Genomic DNA, 17,823 nt, shown 5'->3' with positions numbered 1-17,823 from the left:
GGGGACCGATGTTCCGTTCGATGTTGAGGGCCGTAATCGCCCTGCTCCTGCGCCTGGTGTTCCGACCACGCATCAGCGGCCTGGGGAACATCCCGGCCTCCGGTCCCTGCATCATCGCGGCCAACCACCTCTCCTTCTGCGACCACGTCCTGATCTCCCTCATGGCCAAGCGACCCGTCTGGTTCATCGGGAAGGCCGAGCGGCTCGACGGCACGGGGCTGCGGGACCGGCTGCGCGCCAAGCTCCTCTACACCCTCGGCTTCGTCCCGGTGAAGCGCGACGGCGGAGCGGGCGGCGTGGACGCCCTCAACCGCGCCGAAGAGGTGCTGCGTGAAGGGCGCATCTTCGGCATCCACCCCGAGGGCACCCGCTCCCCCGACGGGCGCGTCTACCGCGGCCGTGCCGGGGTGGGCTGGCTGGCGCTCGCCACCGGCGCCCCGGTCATCCCCTGCGGCCTGGCCGGAACCGACCGCGTACAGCCGCTGGGCAGGCTGATGTGGCGGGTCACCCGGTTCGACATGCACTTCGGCTCGCCCATGACCTTCCCCGAGTTCGCCGGGCGCGAGGGCGACTACAAGGTCCGCCGGCTGGTCACCGACGCCGTCATGGAACAGGTGCACACGCTCGCCGGTCTCGAGTACGTGCACCGGTACGCCCCCCGGAGCACGCCCGCCGCCGAAGCGACCACGGGCGGCTGACGGACATGGAGGTCTTCGTCACCGGCCTCGGTGCCATCAGCTGCCTCGGCGACGGCCCCGAGGCCTTCTGGAAGGGCCTGCGGACCGGCCGGAGCGGTCCCACACCCGTGGAGTCGCTGACCGGACACGTCCGCGCTCCCCTCGCCTACCAGGTCCCGCCCGCCACGGACGCATCGGCGCACGCCGAGGACGACGCCACCCGGGGACGGGCCTCGCGGTTCGCCCTGCACGCCGCCCGCCAGGCGGTCGTGGACGCGGGACTGACCGACGAAGAGGTCGCCGGCATGGCCGTGGTGATCGCCACCGCCATAGGGGTGTGCGAGGAACGGGAGGACGCCTTCCGCGCGGGTGTGCCCGATGACGCGGTATGGACGCCCACCTTCTCCGTCGCCCCGGCCGTCGGCAATGCGCTGGGCTCCTTCGGGGCGAACATCAGCGTGAGCAACGCCTGCGCCGCCAGTGGCTACGCCCTGAGCGTCGCGATGGACCTCATCCGGCGCGGTGAAGCGGAGACCGTGCTCGTCGGCGGGGCCGAGGGAAGCGCCGGTGTACCGATCGCCGCCTTCAATCGGCTGGGGGCGATCGATCCGGACGGCTGCCGCCCCTTCGAAGCCGACCGCAAGGGGACCGTCTTCGGCGAGGGCGCGGCCATGCTGGTCGTGCAGTCCGCTCGGGCGGCGGCGCGCCGCCGTACGTACGGCAGGCTGTCCGGCACCGCATGGAGTTGCGACGCCTACCACACCACCGCGCCCGACCCGGGCCGCCGCCAGTTGGTGCGTGCGGCGCAGGAGGCGCTGCGGGACGCGGGGTGCGGGCCCGAGGCGATCGGCTGCGTGATCCCGCACGGCACCGGGACCCAGCAGAACGACCTGCTGGAGTCGGAGACCCTGCGCGAAGTGCTGGGGCAGCGGTGCGGTGCCACGCCGCTGTTCAGCCTCAAGGCCTTCATCGGGCACACGGCCGGTGCCGCGGCCGCCTTCAGCGCGGTCTGCGCGGCCCTCGTCCTGCGGCACGGGCAGGTGCCGCCGAACATCGCCCTGGCACAGCAGGACCCGGCGTGCGACGTGTGGCTCCCGCAGGGCGGCCCGACGCCGCTGCCACGACCGGGTGTGCTGATCAATTCCTATGCCTTCGGCGGCAGCAACGTGTCGCTCGTGCTCGACGGAGGAGTCCCATGACCGTTCGCCCCCAGGTCGCCGAGGCGGCGGTGAGCGGCGTCGGGGTCACCGTGCCGCCCGCCGGCGTCGCACCCGGTGCGGCCTGGTTCGACCACAGGTCCGAGCTGGGTCCGCGCGGCTACAAGTACCTGCCCGAGGCCTGCCAGTACCTGCTGGCGGCGGCGCGGGCGGCGGTTGCGGGCAGCGACGGTCTGCTGGAGCGGTGTCCCGAGGAGCGGCGCGGCGCCGTGGTCGGTACGAACAGCGCCGTGGCGGAGTTGCACTCCGTCATCGACCGGACGACCCGGACCGAGGGGGCTGACTTCGTCAGCCCCATGACGGCGCCCTTCTTCTCGGTGAACCTGGTCGGCGCCCGGCTCTCCACCGAGCACCTGCTCAAGGGCTTCAACCTGACGGTCACCTCACCACGGGTGGCCGGTGTGGAGGCGCTGCACCTGGCCGCCCACGAAGTGGCGGGCGGGCGGGCGGAGGCCGTACTCGCCGGCGCGACCGAGGCGCCGGATCCCTACGCGGCGGACGCGCTGCCCGAAACCGGCGCCGCCCTCCTCGTGCTGCGCCCCCGCGCATCGGCCGCGCCCGGGACGACGCTGTTGAGGTCGTGCCTGCTGTTCCTGCCGCCGCGGGCGCTGACGACGACCGCAGGCCGTGAGCGAGCGGAGCGGATCGTGGCCTCCGCCCTCGACGCCGTCACGGCCGGGCACGACGGGGCCGACGGAATCGACGTCCGGCTGGTGGCGGACGGATCGCCGGTCGCACGGGCCGTCTCGGACGCGGTCCGCAGCCGGTGGGGACCCGACGTGCCCCCGGGGACGGACGTACCGCGCGCCGGGTCACTGGAGGCCGTGGCACTGCTCGCCGACGGCGTCCGGTCCGGTCGCGGGCGCGCCCGGCTGGTGGTCACCGCGGCCAGGGAAGGCAACGTCTCCCTCGCCATGACGACCACGAAGCCGCTGCCCGACCAGCCACCGCAGGCCGGCTGAAGCCCGAGGGCGCACCGCCCTTCGCGCCGCGGGGCGGACCGGTCGAACATCCCGTCCCGCGGCACCCCATCACGCAGCACACGACATGAGAAAGAGAGCCGACATGGTGCAGCAGTCCCTCGCACTGGACATCGACGACCTCCGCGAGACGATCGCGAACATCCTCGACATCGACACCGCCGAGGTGACCGACGACGCCGACTTCGTCGAAGACCTGGACATGGACTCCCTCCTGGCGCTGGAGATCCTGGTCTCCCTGGAGCGCAAGTACCACGTCAAGATCGGGGAGGAGCACATGAAGGAGGTCCGCTCGCTGCGGAGCACCCACAGCCTGCTCGCGAACAAGCTCGAAAGCGCGTGAACCATGGCTGAGAACACCACCCGTGTCGCCGTCGTGACCGGCGGGTCCCGAGGCATCGGACGGGCCGTGGTGGAACGGCTACTGGCCGACGGCTACCACGTCAGCTACTGCTTCCAGACGGCGTCGACCGCGTCCGCGGAGATCGAGGGCCTTGCCGAGGTGCACGGCGTCCGGGTGCTGGCCGCCCGGGTCGACGTGACCGACGAGGCGGCGGTGCGCGCCTACCTGAGGCAGACCGAGGACACCCTGGGACCCATCGACGTCCTGGTGTCCAACGCCGGGGTCATCCGTGACACGCCGCTGCTGAGGATGAGTGCGGACGACTGGCACACCGTCATCCAGACGAACCTGACGGGCACCTACAACGTGTGCCGCGCGGCGATCTTCGAGTTCATGAAGCGGGGTGCCGGCAGCATCGTCACCATCTCCTCGGTGACGGGCGTGTACGGCAACGCGGCCCAGACGAACTACGCGGCGTCGAAGGCCGGGATCATCGGGTTCACCAAGTCGCTGGCGAAGGAAGTGGGCCGGTTCGGCGTGCGCGCCAACGTCGTGGCGCCCGGGTTCATCGCGACGGACATGACCGACTCGGTGAGCGAGGCGGTCCGCGACAGCACGGTGAAGAAGATTCCGGTCGGGAGGCTGGGGACCGCGCAGGAGGTGGCGGACGCCGTGGCGTTCCTCGCGTCGCCGCGCTCCTCGTACATCACCGGTCACGTACTGCACGTCGACGGCGGAATCCCCGACTGACGCACGGAAAGGGCCCGCGGCCTCACGGCACGCGGGCCCTTGTCACGTGGGTCAGCCCTGCTCCTTCGCCTTCGCGGCGTAGACGGGCACGTACTCCTGGCCGGAGATCTCTGCGATGCGCTGGATGATCAGGTCGGAGACGGCCCTGCGGGCACGGGCGTCACCGGCGGAGCCCTCGTACCCGGAGAGGTCGACGGGCTTGCCGAAGGTGACTTTGACCTTGGCCGGACGGGGCAGTGCGCGCTTGGGCGGCAGGACGCGGTCGGTGCCGCTCATGGCCACCGGCACCACGGGCGCGCCGGACGTGAGGGCCAGCCACGCCACACCCGTCTTGGCCCGGTAGAGCCGGCCGTCGGGGGAGCGCGTGCCCTCGGGGTAGATGCAGAAGACGCCGCCGTCCTTCACCACCCGAAGACACGCGTCGAGCGAGGCCACGGCCGCCCGTTGGTTCTCGCGGTCGACCGGAACCTGTCCGCTGCCCTGCATGAAGGACGAGATGATCCGCATCGGCCAGGGGCCTCCGGAAAAGTACTCCGACTTCGCCATGAAGGTCACCTGTCGGTCCAGCACCAGCGGCAGGAACGTCGAGTCCACGATGGACAGGTGGTTGGACGCGAGTATGACGCCGTTCGACCGCGGCACGTTCTCCAGGCCGACGGCTTCGAGTCGTACCGCGGTACGCAGCACCGGTCCGGACAGCCGCTTCACGTGCTCGTACATCATCGCCATGTTCCTCTGTGACTCGTGTGATCTGCGCGGCCCGCGCTCCGCGGCGGCCCACAGCCGGTACCGCCGCCGTGAGCCGCCGCATGCGCGCCGTGACAGCGCTCTTACCCTTCGTTGACCGCCGAGCGGCGGCCCCTACCCGTAGTCGAAGGTGTCGGGATCGGGTCCTCGGCGTTGCCCGGTGTCCAGTGACGCGATCCTGGCCATCTCCTGATCGTCCAGGGAGAAGTCGAAGACGTCGGAGTTCTCCTTGATCCTCGCGGCTGCGGACGACCTGGGGATCACGAGGTTGCCCAGTTGCAGATGCCAGCGGATCACCACCTGTGCCGGCGAGCGGCCGTGTGCCCGGGCGATCTCGGCCAGTGCCGGCAGGTCGAGGAGGCCCTGCCCCGAACCGAGCGGGCTCCACGCCTGTGTGGCGATGCCGTGCGCGGCGTGGAACTCACGCAGCTCCGCCTGCTGGAAGCCGGGGTGGAGCTCGACCTGGTTCACGGCGGGGACGATGTCGCAGCGGTCCATGAGCCGGCGGAGCTGGCCGGCGGTGAAGTTGGAGACGCCGATCGCGCGGATCCGACCCTCGGCGTGGAGCTTCTCGAGCACGCACCAGGTCTCCAGGTACCGGTCCCGCAGCGGGAGCGGCCAGTGGATGAGGTAGACGTCGACCCGGTCCATGCCGAGCCGTTCGAGGCTGGCGTCGAAGGCCCGCAGCGCTTCGTCGGTGCCGTGGTCGCTGTTCCACAGCTTGGTCGTGACGACGATCTCGTCGCGCGGAATGCCGGACGCGGCCACGGCGGCGCCGACGCCGCGTTCGTTGCGGTAGCTGGTGGCGGTGTCGATGCCGCGGTATCCGGCCTCCAGCGCGGTGCCCACGAGGGATTCGGCCTCACCGTCCGGGATCTGCCACATGCCCAGACCGAGTCGGGGGACGTCCAGACCCTGGTTGAGGGTCACGGTGGGTTTCACGCACCGGCCTCCAGTCCGAGGTCGACGGGCAGCGCGTAGCACCCGTGGAGGTGGGTCGTGGTCCGGAACCGGACGTCCTCGTCCGGGATCGCCAGCCTCATGTTCGGGTAGCGCGTGACGAGTTCCTCCAGGACCACCTCGAGCTCGAGCTTGGCGAGCGTCGCCCCCAGGCACACGTGGATGCCGTGGCCGAAGGCGAGGTGCCGCGGCGTGCGGGGCCTGTCGAGGTCGATCGCGTCCGGCTCGGTGAACGCGGACGCGTCCCAGTTGGCCGCCTGGACCGAGGCGATGACGCCCTCGCCCGCCCGGATCGTGACCCCGCCCAGTTCGACGTCCTCGACCGCCGCCCGCCGCGGCGAGTCCCGGGCGATCGAGTGGTACCGCAGCAATTCGTCCACCAGGGCCGGGATGACGGACAGGTCGTTGCGCGCCCGTTCCGCGAGATCCGGCCGCTGGATCAGCGTCAGAGCGCTGAGCTCGATCATGTGCGCGGTGGTGGAGAACCCGGCGAACAGCAGCAGTGCCACGTAGGACACCAACTCCATGTCGCTCATGTCCGGGTTCTCGGTGATCAGCTTGCTCAGCAGGTTGTCGTCCGGCTGGGCGCGCTTGTCCGCGATCAGCTCGGTCACATCGGTCAGCAGCCCGAGCTTGGCCTTCTCGCGCTCGCTCGACTCCAGGTCGTCGTGGGCGAGGACGAGGCGGATGTTCCGCTCGAAGCCGGCCAGGTCGTCGGCGGGCACGCCGAGCAGCAGGCTGATCGCGAGAGCCGGAATGGGGGTGGCGAACTCGGTGACCAGGTCGACGGGCTGGGGCAGCGCCTCGATGGCGGCACAACGCTCCCGGGTGATGCGCTCGATGTCGGGGCGGAGCCGCCGGATGCGCCGGGGGGTGAACTCGCCCGATATCAGGCCGCGCAGTTGGGTGTGCACCGGCGGATCCGCGTGCGTCATGCTCAGCGGCAGGTCGGTGCCCCCCGGCAGGTTCCACCGCGGAAAGCCCTCAGCTTTTGGGTTGGCGCTGAACCCCGGGTGGGTGAGGACCTCCCGTACGAGTTCGAAGCTCGTGGCGAGCCAGGTCGGCTCACCGTCGGGGAGCACCACCCGCGTCAGCGGAGCGGAGTCCCGAAGCGAGGCCACCGACTCCGGCGGGGCGAAGGGACACCCTGCGGGCGCTCCCTGCGGCAGTCGCGGGAGGTCGGTCGGGCCGGTGCTCATGTCGTTCGTCATTAGCCTCACCTTGAGTTCTGGCCGCCGCCGAGCGGACGGCACACGCGGTGACGCGGGCCGGCGGCTGCGGCAGCCGTGCTTTCCGTAGTTGCCTGCCGGTTCACCACGTGATCACCGTGGCGCAGGCCGCAGTCCCCCCGCCGAGTCCGGCGATCATCACGCGATCGCCCCTCGTGATGCGTCCCGCTCCGGCCTCGATGGCGAGCGTCAAGGGGATCGAGGCGGCGCCCGTGTTGCCGAACCGGTCCGCCGACACCGCCACCTTGTCCATGGGCACGTCGAGCCACTTGGCGCAGAACTCCACCATCCGGCCGCTGCCCTGGTGGAAAACGAACCGGTCTATGTCCTCCAGCGCCACGCCGGCCTCGGCGCACGCCTGGGCGGCCACCGGTGGGAGCGCGGACTCCGCCCAGGCGACGACCCCCCGCCCGTCCATCTCGAACCGGTCCGCCAGGGGGTCGTGCGTGTGCCGGAGCGGCAGGCTGCTGCCGCCGCCGCGTACGCGCACCAGGTTCACGTGCTCGGCCTGGCACCTCGCCACCACGCCGGCCCCCTCGGAGCCGGCGGGCAGGGCGTCGAGGACGACCGCGCCCGCCCCGTCGCCGAAGAGGCTCACGGTCCTGCGGTCCTGCGGGTTGAGGATGGCCGAGTACTTGTCGGCGCCGATGAGGGCCACCGGTCCGCGCCTGCGCCATCCGTCGGCAGCGCCCAGGCCGTAGAGGAACCCGGCGCACACCCCGTTGACGTCGAAGGCCGGTATGCCCGTCAGCTCGAGTTCGGCGAGGACGAACGCGGCCGTGGGCGGCTGCGGCTGGTCCGGGGTGGAGGTGCAGACGATGACCGCGGCGAGGTCGTTGCCGTGCAGTCCGGCGTCCTTCAGGGCCATGGAGAGAGCCCGGGCCGCCATCGAGGAGGTGGGTTCTCCGTCGCCGGCGTACCGGCGTTCCTCCACCCCGGTGCGCGCTGTGATCCACTCCGGGGTCACGCCGCACCACCGTGAGATCGTTTCGTTGTCGATGCGCCGATCGGGCACATACCAACCCAGCCCGACGGCACCCAGCTTCCCCGGCCTTGTCTTCATCGGTATGCCTCGTAGACCTTCCGTAGAGTGCGTGCGGTTATCCGGCCTCCGGCGGCCACCGGACCCGCGGGGTTCGGCGGTGCGCCGGAACGGGAGCGTGAACCCGGCAGGCAGCGCACGACGGCTGCGGCCTGGACCTCGGCGCACTTGACCGCCGAGTCACCGCAACGGAAGCGGTTCAGCAGATACAGCCCCGGCGACCCCGGTGCCTCCAGGGACAAGCCGAGCTCGTGCCGACCCAGCACGTCGCGCACGTCGGCGGGCAGGTGCGGGGAGGCGTCCCGGAACCCCGTCGCCGCGATGACCGCGTCGAACGTGCCCTCGGTTCCGTCGGCGAAGCGGACGGACTCCTGTTCCAGGGCGACGACCCGGGTGCGCGCGTGGAGACGGCCGTGGCTGAGATGGGGGAGGAAGTGGTCGCTCAACACCGGTGTCGAAACGGCGAGCCGGCTCTTCGGGGCCTCCAGTCCGAAGGAGTCGTAGGTGCCCACCACGCGGCGGACGACCGACTCCCCCACGCTGGCGATCACGCGGCCCACCAGCGGGGCGTGGCTCAACCCGCCGCCCGAGTGGTCGATCGGCTTGCCCAGCAGCACCTTGGGCAGGTACCACTTCGGGGTCCTGATGCTGATCTCCACCCGCGATGCGGCGGTGACGAGCTCGCACGCGATGTCCACGGCCGAGGCGCCGTTGCCGATGACGAGGACCCTCTTCCCGCGGTACGGCTCGGCGTTCCTGTACTCGGCGGAGTGGCTGAGCGCGTACGCGGGTGCGGTGGCACGCGGCACGTCCGGCCACACGGCCTCGACGTTGTGGCCGGTGGCGTCGACGACGGCGTCGAACTCCTCCTCCGTCTCGGCTCCGGCGCGGTCGTGCCACCGTACGACCCAGCCACCGCCCTCCCGGGCGGACACCGAGTCCACCCGGCACTCCCAGTGGCGCTGCGGGCCGTGACACTCGGCGGCCACCTGGGCGAGGTAGGCCCCGTAGAGCGAGTGGTGGACGAAGTGCACCGACGGCTCGGACCGGATCTCCGTGCCGGTGAAGGCGCTGCGCTGCCGTGAGGTGTTGAGGAACAGCGTGTCGTACACACGGCTCCGCTTCGAGGTGGTGTTCCACAGGCCGCCGGCCTCGGGGTCCTCCGACACCCAGTGCACGGACCAGTCCGGCAGGTGCCGTGAGATCTCCCGGACGGCGGCGATGCCGAAGATCCCGGAGCCGATCACGCAGACCTTCACAGGCTCGACTCTCCTGCGGACTGCGGCGCGGCGAACAGCGGCGAACCCTTCCGGGACCGGTACAACCGCTTGGCGAAGTCATAGGCCGGAACCTCGATGTACCGGTAGATCGGCACGGACAGGAGGATCACGAGGCCGAAGTAGGCGGCCATGATCAGCACCTTCCACACCGGCTCGCCGAGCGTGGAGGTCGGGACCCCGAACAGGGACGACAGCCAGCGCATGACGAAGGGCTCGGACGGCAGGACCACCAGGAGCTGGATCGCGTACATGCCGTAGGACAGCTTCCCCAGGCCCACGAAGACCTTGCCGCGCAGCAGCGACCAGCGGCCCGCGAGATCGGCCTGTGCCAGGGCGATCACCAGGAAGGGCAGCGCGACGAGGCCCACCGCCGTCCGCTGGAGCGGACCGTCCATGTACGTACCGACCACATAGGCGACGGCGCACCAGGCCCACGCCCACCGCTGCCGGATCGTCGGAAGCGCGCCCCGGTTGAGGAGGATGCAGCACACCATCCCGACGAGGAACTCGAGGAAGCGGTAGGGCGGGAAGGGCAGGGTGAGCCAGTAGACCAGGTCGCCGCCGTGGGCCCCGGTGCTGAAGTACTCCAGGTGACCGCCCGACGTCTTCACCGTGAAGTAGTGCATCACGTACAGCGGCAGCGCGAACTCGAGGAAGACGGCGGCACCGAGGAGCCAGTACAGGGCCCGCGAGGTCAGACGCTGTACGACGAACAGCGAGAGCGGGAACAGGAGATAGAAGAAGGCCTCGGTGCTCAGCGACCAGGTGACCGGGTTGACGCCGGTGTAGATCTCCTGGAAGGGGACCCACGACTGCAGCAGTGTCAGGTGCAGGACGATGTTCTCCGTGGTGATCGGCATCCCGAGCACCACGATGGCACCGATGGCCAGCGCGGTCGTGACGAAGTAGACCGGATAGAGCTTCCCGGCCCGCTTGGCGCAGAAGTTGGCGAGGCTCGTTCCCTCGCGCGTGGTGAGCGCCAGGACGAAGCCGCTGAGGATGAAGAAGCTGCCGACGGCGAAGTTGCCGCTCATGGTGAGGAAGCGGGGGCGCGTCAGCGGGGCGAACTCCAGGCCGCCCGTCGGGCCGAAGACGAACTGGAACGTCGTGAAGTGAAAGCAGAACACCAGGATCGCGGCCAGCCCACGCAGTCCTGTCAATGAGTCGAGCAGCGGCGGTGCGTGCGGTTGCCGGGCAGGACGAGCTTCGGTCTTCGCCTCTGCAGAGGTCAGCATATTCACCCACGTATCTCGATCGGTTGTCTTCGTGCGCCGGCGATCGCGCGCCCGGTACAGCACGTGGCTGATGAGTCGTGACGACACGCTCCCACGCCGGGCGATCACTATGGCCAATGATTCGAGACCGTTTCAAGGCGGCCGGGCTTGGCTTTATCGACCTCCTTGGTCGGCTTTAGCGAGAGGCGCAGTCTGCCATTAGTTCGGTCTTTCCGGGACTTCCTGCCCTGTGACCGTCCAGGCTCCAAAGGCTGCTGGCGGCAAGGCTCCGCCGCAGGTCGTGGCAGGTCGTGGTGGACGACGCCGCGCCTGGTAGGCCGCTTGCATCGGCCGCGGAAGGTACTCAAGATGCCGTACGGCCAGTCGCAAAAGCGTGAGCCATAGGAAGGCTTATCAGAGCTTTTAGTGCGGCGTGCTAATTTTCGGTCAACGCATTGGGGAAGAAGTGCCTGCGGGGTCATCTGGAGCCGCCGCGAGTCGGTAGCCCAATGATCTGCGAACCAGAAAAAATGGAGGGGCAGGACGACGGTGTCTGCACGGCATGAGGCTCCGGGGACAAGCGACGGAAATCAGCGGAGGGGACCGCGGACGTATTCGTTCCCCGCGCTTCCGATAAATCGTCCCCAGCGCGGCGCGATCGCCGGCCCGTCCTTCGACGGTGCGGCGAGGGGCGTCCCCGGTGAGCTCCGGAGCGCCGCATGAGCTGGACCTGCGCGCCCCGGCGCCCGGCAGTGGAGGCCTGATGGACACGCAGCACACCGAGGGTTCCTGGGTCCGCCGCAGTGCCGGTCCGTACGCGGACGAGGTTCTCGTCCGCAGGACACGGCAGGCGTCGGCAGGAGGGCCCGTTCGCGTTCTGGCGCTGCACGGGTTGGCCGGGACCGACACGGTGTGGCACGACTGCGCACGGCTCGCGGCGCCCGAAGTCGAGTTCTGGGCGGCTCTCATGCCCTGGGGATACGCCGGCAAGGAGACCTGGAGCCACCAGGGCGATCCGGCCGCGTGGATCGCGCAGGCGCTGGACGCGGTACCCGGCGGGGTGGACGTGCTGGTCGCACACTCCTTCTCCACCGGGCTCGCCCTGGAGGTCCTGGCCGCCATGGACCCCGCGGTGCGTCCCGGAGCGGCCGTGGTCGTCGCCCCGTTCCACCGACGCAGTCCGGGGGACTTCGCCTGGCACACCGCGACCCACTACCTGAAGTCGTACCACGGCTTCCTCGACGAATGCCTGCGCATCGGCTCCCGGCGCCCCCTCGACGACGACGTACGTCGTGACATGGCGCTGCGTGTCCGTGACCGTGTGGGGCCGTACGGCTTCCTGCGCTTCTTCGACACCTATCTGCGCAGTCCCTTCCTGGACACGGCGGCCCTCGACCTGCCGGTGCTCGTGGTGGCCGGGGACGGGGACCCGTTCGCGCCGCTGGGCGACGCCCGCGGGCTCGCCGCGGCACTGCCCGACGCACGGTTGCGCGTCTTCCAGGACTGCGGCCACCTGCCGATGGCGGAGCAGCCGCAGCGGTTCGCCGAGGCCGTGGACGACCTGATCCGCGAGGCGTTCCCTTCCGCAGGGTGAGACGACCGGCAAGGCGCCGCGGAAGGCGGCCGACCCAAGGGCATCCGCCCGGCACACAGTGAGAGGTACACATGTTGACTTCGACCAAGGGAACTTGGTGTCTGATCCTCGGCGCGTCGAGCGGAATGGGCCGGGCGACCGCGCTGGCGATGGCGAAGGAGGGCGCCAACATCTTCGGCGTGCACTTCGACTCCGCGGCCCGGCTGGAAGCCGTCGACGAACTCACTGACGAGTTGCGTGAGTTGGGGGCGGAGGTCTCCTTCCACAACGCCAACGCCGCGAGCAAGAAGACGCGGGCGGAGCTGGTGGAGCAGCTGAAGGAGGTCACCGGCGGCGCCGGTGTGCGGGTCGTGCTCCACTCCCTCGCCTTCGGCAGCCTGCTGCCGTTCATCCCGAGCACCGGCGAGCCGAGCGTCATCACCCCCCGCCAGATGGACATGACCATCGACGTGATGGCGCACAGCCTCGTCTACTGGGTCAGGGACCTCCACACCGCGGGGCTGCTGGCGCGGGGCGCCAAGGTCTTCACCCTGACCAGCCACGGTGACAACCGGGTCATCCCGCACTACGGAGCCGTGTCGGCGGCCAAGTCCGCGCTCGTCTCGCACGTGCGGCAACTGGCGGTCGAACTCGCCCCCTCCGGCATCGCGGTCAACGCGCTGCGGGCGGGCGTCACCCAGACACCCGCGCTGGAGCGCATCCCCGGTAGCGACGACCTGATCCAGCGGGCCAGGCAGGCCAATCCGCACGGCCGGGCGACCGTCCCGGAGGACATCGCCGAAGCCGTCGCGCTGCTGTCGGCGAGCGACTCGTCGTGGCTCACCGGAAACGTCATCAGCGTGGACGGCGGCGAAGGGCTGGTCTAGGAGGACGAGGCCACCACACGAGGGGAACCAGAGAAATTGGTTGCACACGGGCAGTCCGCAGCGGTCGTGGTGACAGGGGTCGGCGTGCTCACGCCGATCGGCACCACGGTCGGGGAGTTCTGGGACGCGGCGGTGAAGGGGTCCGTCGGCACGGCGCCCATCACGCTGTGCGACGTCACCGGCCTTCCCCACCGCATGGGCGGTGAGGTCAAGGGGTTCGGCGACCCGCGATCGGGTCTTCCGCGCAGCACACAGCTGGCCGTGGCCGCGAGCCTCGCGGCGGCCGCCGATGCGGGTGTGCGGCCGTGGACCGCGGACCCGACCCGCGCCGGCGTCTGCATGGGCACCCTGCTCGGCAATCGCGCCGCGGTCGAGGCGGGCGTCATGCGGTTCCACCGCGGTGGGCCGCCGGTCGACGGGGACGGCCTCGACCCGGCCCCCCCGTTGGTGGACCTCGCCGACGCCGTGTCCCGAGAACTCGGCTTCATGGGGACGAGCCTGGTGGTCAGCAGCGCCTGTGCCTCCGGGAACAGCGCGCTGGCGTACGCCGCCGACACCATCAGGGCCAACCGTGCTGACGTCATGATCGCCGGTGGGGTGGACGAGATGTCGTCCGCGCTCCTCATGCTCTTCACCAGCCTGCGGTCGATCGCTCCGGACGTGGCCCGGCCGTTCGACCGCAACCGTGCGGGACTGCTCGTCTCCGAGGGCTCGGCCGCGTTGGTGCTGGAGTCGTACGAGCACGCCCGCCGCCGCGGTGCACACATCTACGCCCGACTCGCCGGCTGGTCCAGCGCCTCCGACGCCCACCACATGACCGCCCCGCACCCCGAGGGGCTCGGTGCGCGGCGCTCGATGGAGCGGGCTCTGGCGCAGGCCGGCGTCCCGGCCGACCAGGTCGACTACATCAGCGCGCACGGCACGGGCACCCCGTCGAACGACCGGGTCGAAGCCCGTGCGGTCCGGGACGTCTTCGGTGCCCGTACCCCGGCGGTCTCGTCGCTGAAAGGGGCGCTCGGACACGCCCAGGGCGCAGCGAGCGCCATCGAGGCGGTCGGCTGCGTCCTGGCCATACGTGACGGGGTGATCCCGCCGACGGCCAACCTGGCCGACCCGGACCCGGAGTGCGCGCTCGACCTCGTCTCCGGCGAGGCCCGTGCGGCGCGCGTCGACGTGGCCGTCAACAACGCCTTCGGATTCGGCGGCAACACGGGGTGCACCGTCTTCACCCGGCTCGGCTCCAGGAGTGCTCGATGACCCGGTCCGCGGCCATCACGGGAATGGCCGTCGCCACCTCGCTGGGTGCCGGCCTGGACGCGACGTGGGAGGCGCTGCTCGGCGGCGGCACCGCCGTCGCCGCCACGTCCTACGGCGAAGACCCGTACCGGGGCGTCGGATTCGCGGCGGTTCTCTCCTCCGACCTGCCGGAGGTACCGGCGTTCGGGAGGAAGCGGCTCCGTGCGCTGAGCCGGGAATCCCTGCTCGTCTCCCGGGTGGGCGCGCTCGCCTGGCGGGATGCCGGCCTCGACGCCGGCGGTGCGCCGACACCCGCCGACGTGGGCGTCGTCCTCGGGACCACCACCGCCGGCCTCGACGACTACCTGCGGGTGCTGCACGACGGCGTGACGCACGGCCCGACACTCGTGAGTCCGTCCTCCGGCCCCCAGGCGAGTCTCAACGCCGTGGCCTCCGAACTCTCGGTCTCCGCACGGGCGGAGGGCAGCATCGTGACGGTCACCGCCGGACGCTGCTCGGGCAGCCACGCGTTGGCCGTGGGCGCCGATCAGGTGCTGACGGGCGCGGCGGAGGCCGTTCTCGTCGCCACGGTCGAGACCCTGGACCCCACGGCCGCCCGGGTGGACCGGCCGGGGACGGGGCCGTTCTCCGCGGAGCGCGGAGGGGCCGTGCCCGGAGAGGCCGTCGTGGTGCTGGTGGTCGAAAGCCTCGACGGGGCGCGCGACCGCGGTGCGCGCGTGCTCGCCGAGGTGTCGGGCTGGAGCACGGTGAGAGGCGACGCCGGGCAGGACACGGCGGTGCGTGCCGCGCGCGCGGCGCTTCGCGGGGCCGGGCTCGACGCCGCCGACATCGGCCTCGTCTGTTCCTCGGCCACGGGCGGCAGCGGGGTCGACGGTCCGGAAGCGCACGCCCTGCACGAGGTGCTGGGTCCATCGGTTCCCGTCTTCAGCCCCTTCGGGGCGCTCGGCGACTGTGCGGGCGCCAGCGGCCTGGTGCAACTCGCGTTGACGGCGCGCGCTCTGGATGCCGGTCTGGCACCGCCGACCTGCGGGCTCGCCCGGTGGGACCCGTGCCTGCCGAGGATCGGCGTCGCCGCTCGGGCCCAGCAGCTGCGTCCCGCCCCCGCACTGGTGCTCACCACCGATGCCGGAGGTCAGGCGGCGGCCCTGGTGCTCCGTCCCCCGGCGGCCGGGGGCGGGGCGTGAACGGGCGTCCGAGCACGCCGAATCATCTGAACCGGCTCATGGAATCGAACAGGAAACCTGGAATGGACATATCCGGAACGCCGCTGGAGCGGTCCTGGGGCGTGGGAATTCGGGCGGTCGGCGGATATCTCCCCGAGAAGGTGGTCAGCAACACCGACCTGGAGGAGGTCCTCCTCACCCGGGACGACTGGATCAGGGAAAACATCGGCGTGGAGACCCGCCGCATGGCCGCCGAGGACGAGTGGACCTCGGACCTGGGGGCCGCCGCGCTCGAGGACGCGTGCGCCCGGGCGGGCGTCAGCCCGTCCGAGGTGGATCTCGTCGTCTGCGGAACCTACACGCCGGACAACATGGCACCGCCCACGGCGATGCGGGTGATCGCGAAGGCCGGCGCGCACGGAGCCACCGGATTCGACATCAACAGCGGGGCCTGCCCGGGCGGCGTGTTCGCCCTGGACGTCGGCGCCAAGTACCTCGCCTCCGGGGAGTACCGCCGGGTCGCCGTGGTGCTCGCCGACGTCAACACCCGGACCATGGACTGGAAGGACCCCGGACCGGCCGTGATCTTCGGCGACGGCGCGGCCTGCTACCTGCTGGAGCGCTGCCGTCCCGACCGGGGGGTGGGCCTCACGCTGCTGCGCAGCGACCCGTCCCGTTACGAGGCGGTCTGGGTGGCGCGCGAGGAGCGGACCCTGCGCGACGGCCGTCGGCTGACCAGCGGCTTCGGCGACAACTTCGCCACGCTCTCGGGCAAGGCCGTGCACGACTTCGCCGTCGGTGAAGTGCCCGAGCTCATCGAGGAACTGCTCGCGCGAGCGGGACAGGACCCGTCGGACGTCGACCTGTTCGCCCTGCACCAGGCCAACCTCTACATCGTCCGCGGCATCATGGCCGCCCTGGGGGTGCCGGACGATCGCACGGTCACCAACATCCAGAAGTACGGCAACACCTCGGGAGCCAGCGTTCCGCTGGTACTGCGGGAGGCGGACGACCTCGGCCGGCTCTCCCCGGGTGACCAGGTGGTGCTCGCCGCGTTCGGTTCGGGCCTGAGCATCGGCGTGGCGTTGGTCCGCTGGTGCGGGCCCGCGGACTTCGAGGCGGTGGCGACCGCGTGAACACCTCGCTGTCGGAAAACGGTTCGGCCTTCCGGGGCGCCCTGACGGGCCTGCTCGGCATCGGCACGTACCTGCCGTCGCGGCAGGTCACGAACGAGATGATCTGCGAGCGGATCGAGAGGTCGGACGAATGGATCCGCAGCCGCTCCGGGATCCGGTTGCGCTACTGGGCCGAGCCGACGGAGACGGTGGAGTTCATGGCCGCCACGGCCGCCGAGCGGGCCTTGGAACACGCCGGGATCGCCGCCTCCGAGGTCGGCTGCGTGATCGTGTCCACCGTCTCCCACCTGCACCAGTTCCCCTCACTTGCGGCCGGCGTCGCGCACCGGATCGGTGCCGCGTCACCGGGCGCGTTCGACATTTCGGCCGGGTGCGCCGGCTTCTGCTACGGGCTGTCGCTGGCGTCCGACATGGTCGCCGCCGGGAGCGCCCGGTACGTGCTGGTGATCGCCGTGGAACGGCTCTCCGAACTGCTCGACCAGGAGGACAGCGGCACCGCCTTCCTCTTCGGTGACGGAGCCGGCGCCGCCGTGGTCGGCCCCTGCGACCAGCCGGGCGTGGGCCCGGTGGTCTGGGGTTCCGACGGCTCGCACAAGGAGACCATCCGGCAGAGTCACTCCTGGGCGGCGCTGCGCGACGCGCCCGACCCCGACTGGCCGGTGATCACCATGGACGGCCGGGAGGTGTTCCGGTGGGCCGCGTACCAGCTCGCCCCCATCGCCGAGGAGGCGCTGGAGCAGGCCGGTGTGACCGTCCGGGACCTCGATTCCTTCGTGCCGCACCAGGCCAACATGCGGATCACCGATGAACTGGTCAAGGAGCTCGGGATCCCCGACCACGTGGCGGTGGCCCGCAGCGTCGAGATCCACGGCAACACCTCCGCGGTGTCGATCCCGCTCGCCCTCCAGGAGCTGCTCGCCTCGGGCGAGGCCAGGCCCGGCGGTCTCGCCCTGCTGCTGTCCTTCGGCACCGGCCTCGTCTGGGCCGGACAGGTCGTCCGACTGCCACCGGCGCCCGCCGGACCGCCCGTACCGGCTACCACCGCGCCGGCCCATCCGACCAAGGAGAACCGATCATGACCGCTGTCCAGAGCGACACCCTGCAGGGCCTCAAGGAAATCCTCGACGAGGTCGCCGACGTCCCGGCCGAGGACGTCTCGCTGGAGAGCTCGCTCACCGACGACCTGGGCCTGGACTCGCTGACCGTGGTGTCCCTGTTCGTCCTGGTCCAGCGCCGCTTCGGCACCGAGGTGTCGAACGCCGCCTTCGACCGGCTCACCACCGTCGGCGAGGTCGTCGCCTATCTCGAACACGGTGAGCTTCCGGCCTGACCGGCCGCCCTCCATCCCGACTCAACGAGCCGGAAAGG

18 protein-coding genes are annotated in these 17,823 nt (G+C 71.0%); 12 read left to right on the top strand and 6 right to left on the bottom strand.

Annotated elements, in window-relative coordinates:
* The first annotated feature begins 20 nt into the window (after positions 1-20).
* The 5 genes from ACIQCH_RS26980 to fabG all read left to right on the top strand — a co-directional run bounded on the left by ACIQCH_RS26980 (position 21) and on the right by fabG (position 3,967).
* Positions 21-698, top strand: a complete 678-nt coding sequence (locus ACIQCH_RS26980) for a lysophospholipid acyltransferase family protein (protein WP_402584967.1) — start codon at positions 21-23, stop codon at positions 696-698.
* A 5-nt stretch (positions 699-703) separates the two neighbouring features.
* Positions 704-1,876: a beta-ketoacyl-[acyl-carrier-protein] synthase family protein gene (locus ACIQCH_RS26975; RefSeq protein ID WP_402584966.1), complete on the top strand. Its 1,173-nt coding sequence runs from the start codon at positions 704-706 to the stop codon at positions 1,874-1,876.
* Positions 1,873-2,856: a beta-ketoacyl synthase N-terminal-like domain-containing protein gene (locus tag ACIQCH_RS26970; RefSeq protein ID WP_402584964.1), complete on the top strand. Its 984-nt coding sequence runs from the start codon at positions 1,873-1,875 to the stop codon at positions 2,854-2,856. The genes ACIQCH_RS26975 and ACIQCH_RS26970 overlap by 4 nt, the downstream gene beginning before the upstream one ends.
* 103 nt (positions 2,857-2,959) lie before the next feature.
* Positions 2,960-3,217: an acyl carrier protein gene (locus tag ACIQCH_RS26965; protein ID WP_402584962.1), complete on the top strand. Its 258-nt coding sequence runs from the start codon at positions 2,960-2,962 to the stop codon at positions 3,215-3,217.
* 3 nt (positions 3,218-3,220) lie between these two features.
* On the top strand, positions 3,221-3,967 hold the full coding sequence (gene fabG, locus ACIQCH_RS26960; RefSeq protein WP_402584960.1) for a 3-oxoacyl-[acyl-carrier-protein] reductase: 747 nt from the start codon (positions 3,221-3,223) through the stop codon (positions 3,965-3,967).
* 51 nt (positions 3,968-4,018) lie between these two features.
* Here the strand turns inward: fabG and ACIQCH_RS26955 are convergent, their stop codons facing one another.
* The 6 genes from ACIQCH_RS26955 to ACIQCH_RS26930 all read right to left on the bottom strand — a co-directional run bounded on the left by ACIQCH_RS26955 (position 4,019) and on the right by ACIQCH_RS26930 (position 10,385).
* Positions 4,019-4,690: a lysophospholipid acyltransferase family protein gene (locus ACIQCH_RS26955; protein ID WP_402584958.1), complete on the bottom strand. Its 672-nt coding sequence runs from the start codon at positions 4,688-4,690 to the stop codon at positions 4,019-4,021.
* 138 nt (positions 4,691-4,828) lie between these two features.
* Positions 4,829-5,599 (bottom strand): aldo/keto reductase, encoded by a 771-nt coding sequence (locus ACIQCH_RS26950; RefSeq protein ID WP_402584984.1) that lies wholly within the window; start codon positions 5,597-5,599, stop codon positions 4,829-4,831.
* A gap of 53 nt (positions 5,600-5,652) precedes the next feature.
* Positions 5,653-6,885: a cytochrome P450 gene (locus tag ACIQCH_RS26945; RefSeq protein WP_402584956.1), complete on the bottom strand. Its 1,233-nt coding sequence runs from the start codon at positions 6,883-6,885 to the stop codon at positions 5,653-5,655.
* Positions 6,886-6,985: 100 nt separating this feature from the next.
* A complete protein-coding gene (locus tag ACIQCH_RS26940; protein ID WP_402584954.1) occupies positions 6,986-7,966 on the bottom strand; it encodes a 3-oxoacyl-ACP synthase III family protein in 981 nt (326 codons plus the stop codon).
* On the bottom strand, positions 7,963-9,204 hold the full coding sequence (locus tag ACIQCH_RS26935) for a flavin-containing monooxygenase (protein WP_402584953.1): 1,242 nt from the start codon (positions 9,202-9,204) through the stop codon (positions 7,963-7,965). The genes ACIQCH_RS26940 and ACIQCH_RS26935 overlap by 4 nt, the downstream gene beginning before the upstream one ends.
* Positions 9,201-10,385, bottom strand: a complete 1,185-nt coding sequence (locus ACIQCH_RS26930) for an acyltransferase family protein (protein WP_402584951.1) — start codon at positions 10,383-10,385, stop codon at positions 9,201-9,203. The genes ACIQCH_RS26935 and ACIQCH_RS26930 overlap by 4 nt, the downstream gene beginning before the upstream one ends.
* Before the next feature lie 817 nt (positions 10,386-11,202).
* On the opposite strand from ACIQCH_RS26930, the gene ACIQCH_RS26925 reads away from it, so the two are divergent.
* From ACIQCH_RS26925 to ACIQCH_RS26895, 7 genes are all read left to right on the top strand, one after another.
* Positions 11,203-12,033, top strand: coding sequence for an alpha/beta fold hydrolase (locus tag ACIQCH_RS26925; RefSeq protein ID WP_402584950.1), 831 nt, complete (start codon positions 11,203-11,205; stop codon positions 12,031-12,033).
* Between the two features lie 71 nt (positions 12,034-12,104).
* On the top strand, positions 12,105-12,899 hold the full coding sequence (locus tag ACIQCH_RS26920; RefSeq protein WP_402584948.1) for an SDR family oxidoreductase: 795 nt from the start codon (positions 12,105-12,107) through the stop codon (positions 12,897-12,899).
* Positions 12,900-12,965: 66 nt separating this feature from the next.
* Complete coding sequence (locus tag ACIQCH_RS26915; protein WP_402584946.1) at positions 12,966-14,156, top strand: beta-ketoacyl-[acyl-carrier-protein] synthase family protein; 1,191 nt, start codon at positions 12,966-12,968, stop codon at positions 14,154-14,156.
* Complete coding sequence (locus ACIQCH_RS26910; RefSeq protein ID WP_402584944.1) at positions 14,153-15,340, top strand: beta-ketoacyl synthase N-terminal-like domain-containing protein; 1,188 nt, start codon at positions 14,153-14,155, stop codon at positions 15,338-15,340. The genes ACIQCH_RS26915 and ACIQCH_RS26910 overlap by 4 nt, the downstream gene beginning before the upstream one ends.
* 62 nt (positions 15,341-15,402) lie before the next feature.
* Positions 15,403-16,455 (top strand): 3-oxoacyl-ACP synthase III family protein, encoded by a 1,053-nt coding sequence (locus ACIQCH_RS26905; protein ID WP_402584942.1) that lies wholly within the window; start codon positions 15,403-15,405, stop codon positions 16,453-16,455.
* Positions 16,452-17,534 carry a beta-ketoacyl-ACP synthase III gene (locus tag ACIQCH_RS26900; protein ID WP_402584940.1) on the top strand — a complete coding sequence of 361 codons (1,083 nt, stop codon included), beginning with the start codon at positions 16,452-16,454 and terminating at the stop codon, positions 17,532-17,534. Before ACIQCH_RS26905 ends, ACIQCH_RS26900 begins: the two co-directional genes overlap by 4 nt.
* Entirely contained in the window at positions 17,531-17,785 is a 255-nt protein-coding gene (locus tag ACIQCH_RS26895; RefSeq protein WP_402584938.1) for an acyl carrier protein, read from the top strand. Before ACIQCH_RS26900 ends, ACIQCH_RS26895 begins: the two co-directional genes overlap by 4 nt.
* The last annotated feature ends 38 nt before the right edge of the window (positions 17,786-17,823 follow it).

The organism is Streptomyces sp. NPDC093225 (genome assembly GCF_044753805.1).
Classification (GTDB): Bacteria; Actinomycetota; Actinomycetes; order Streptomycetales; family Streptomycetaceae; genus Streptomyces.
Note: the sequence above shows the minus strand (reverse complement) of the source record. Positions and strands in the feature narration are given on the sequence as shown.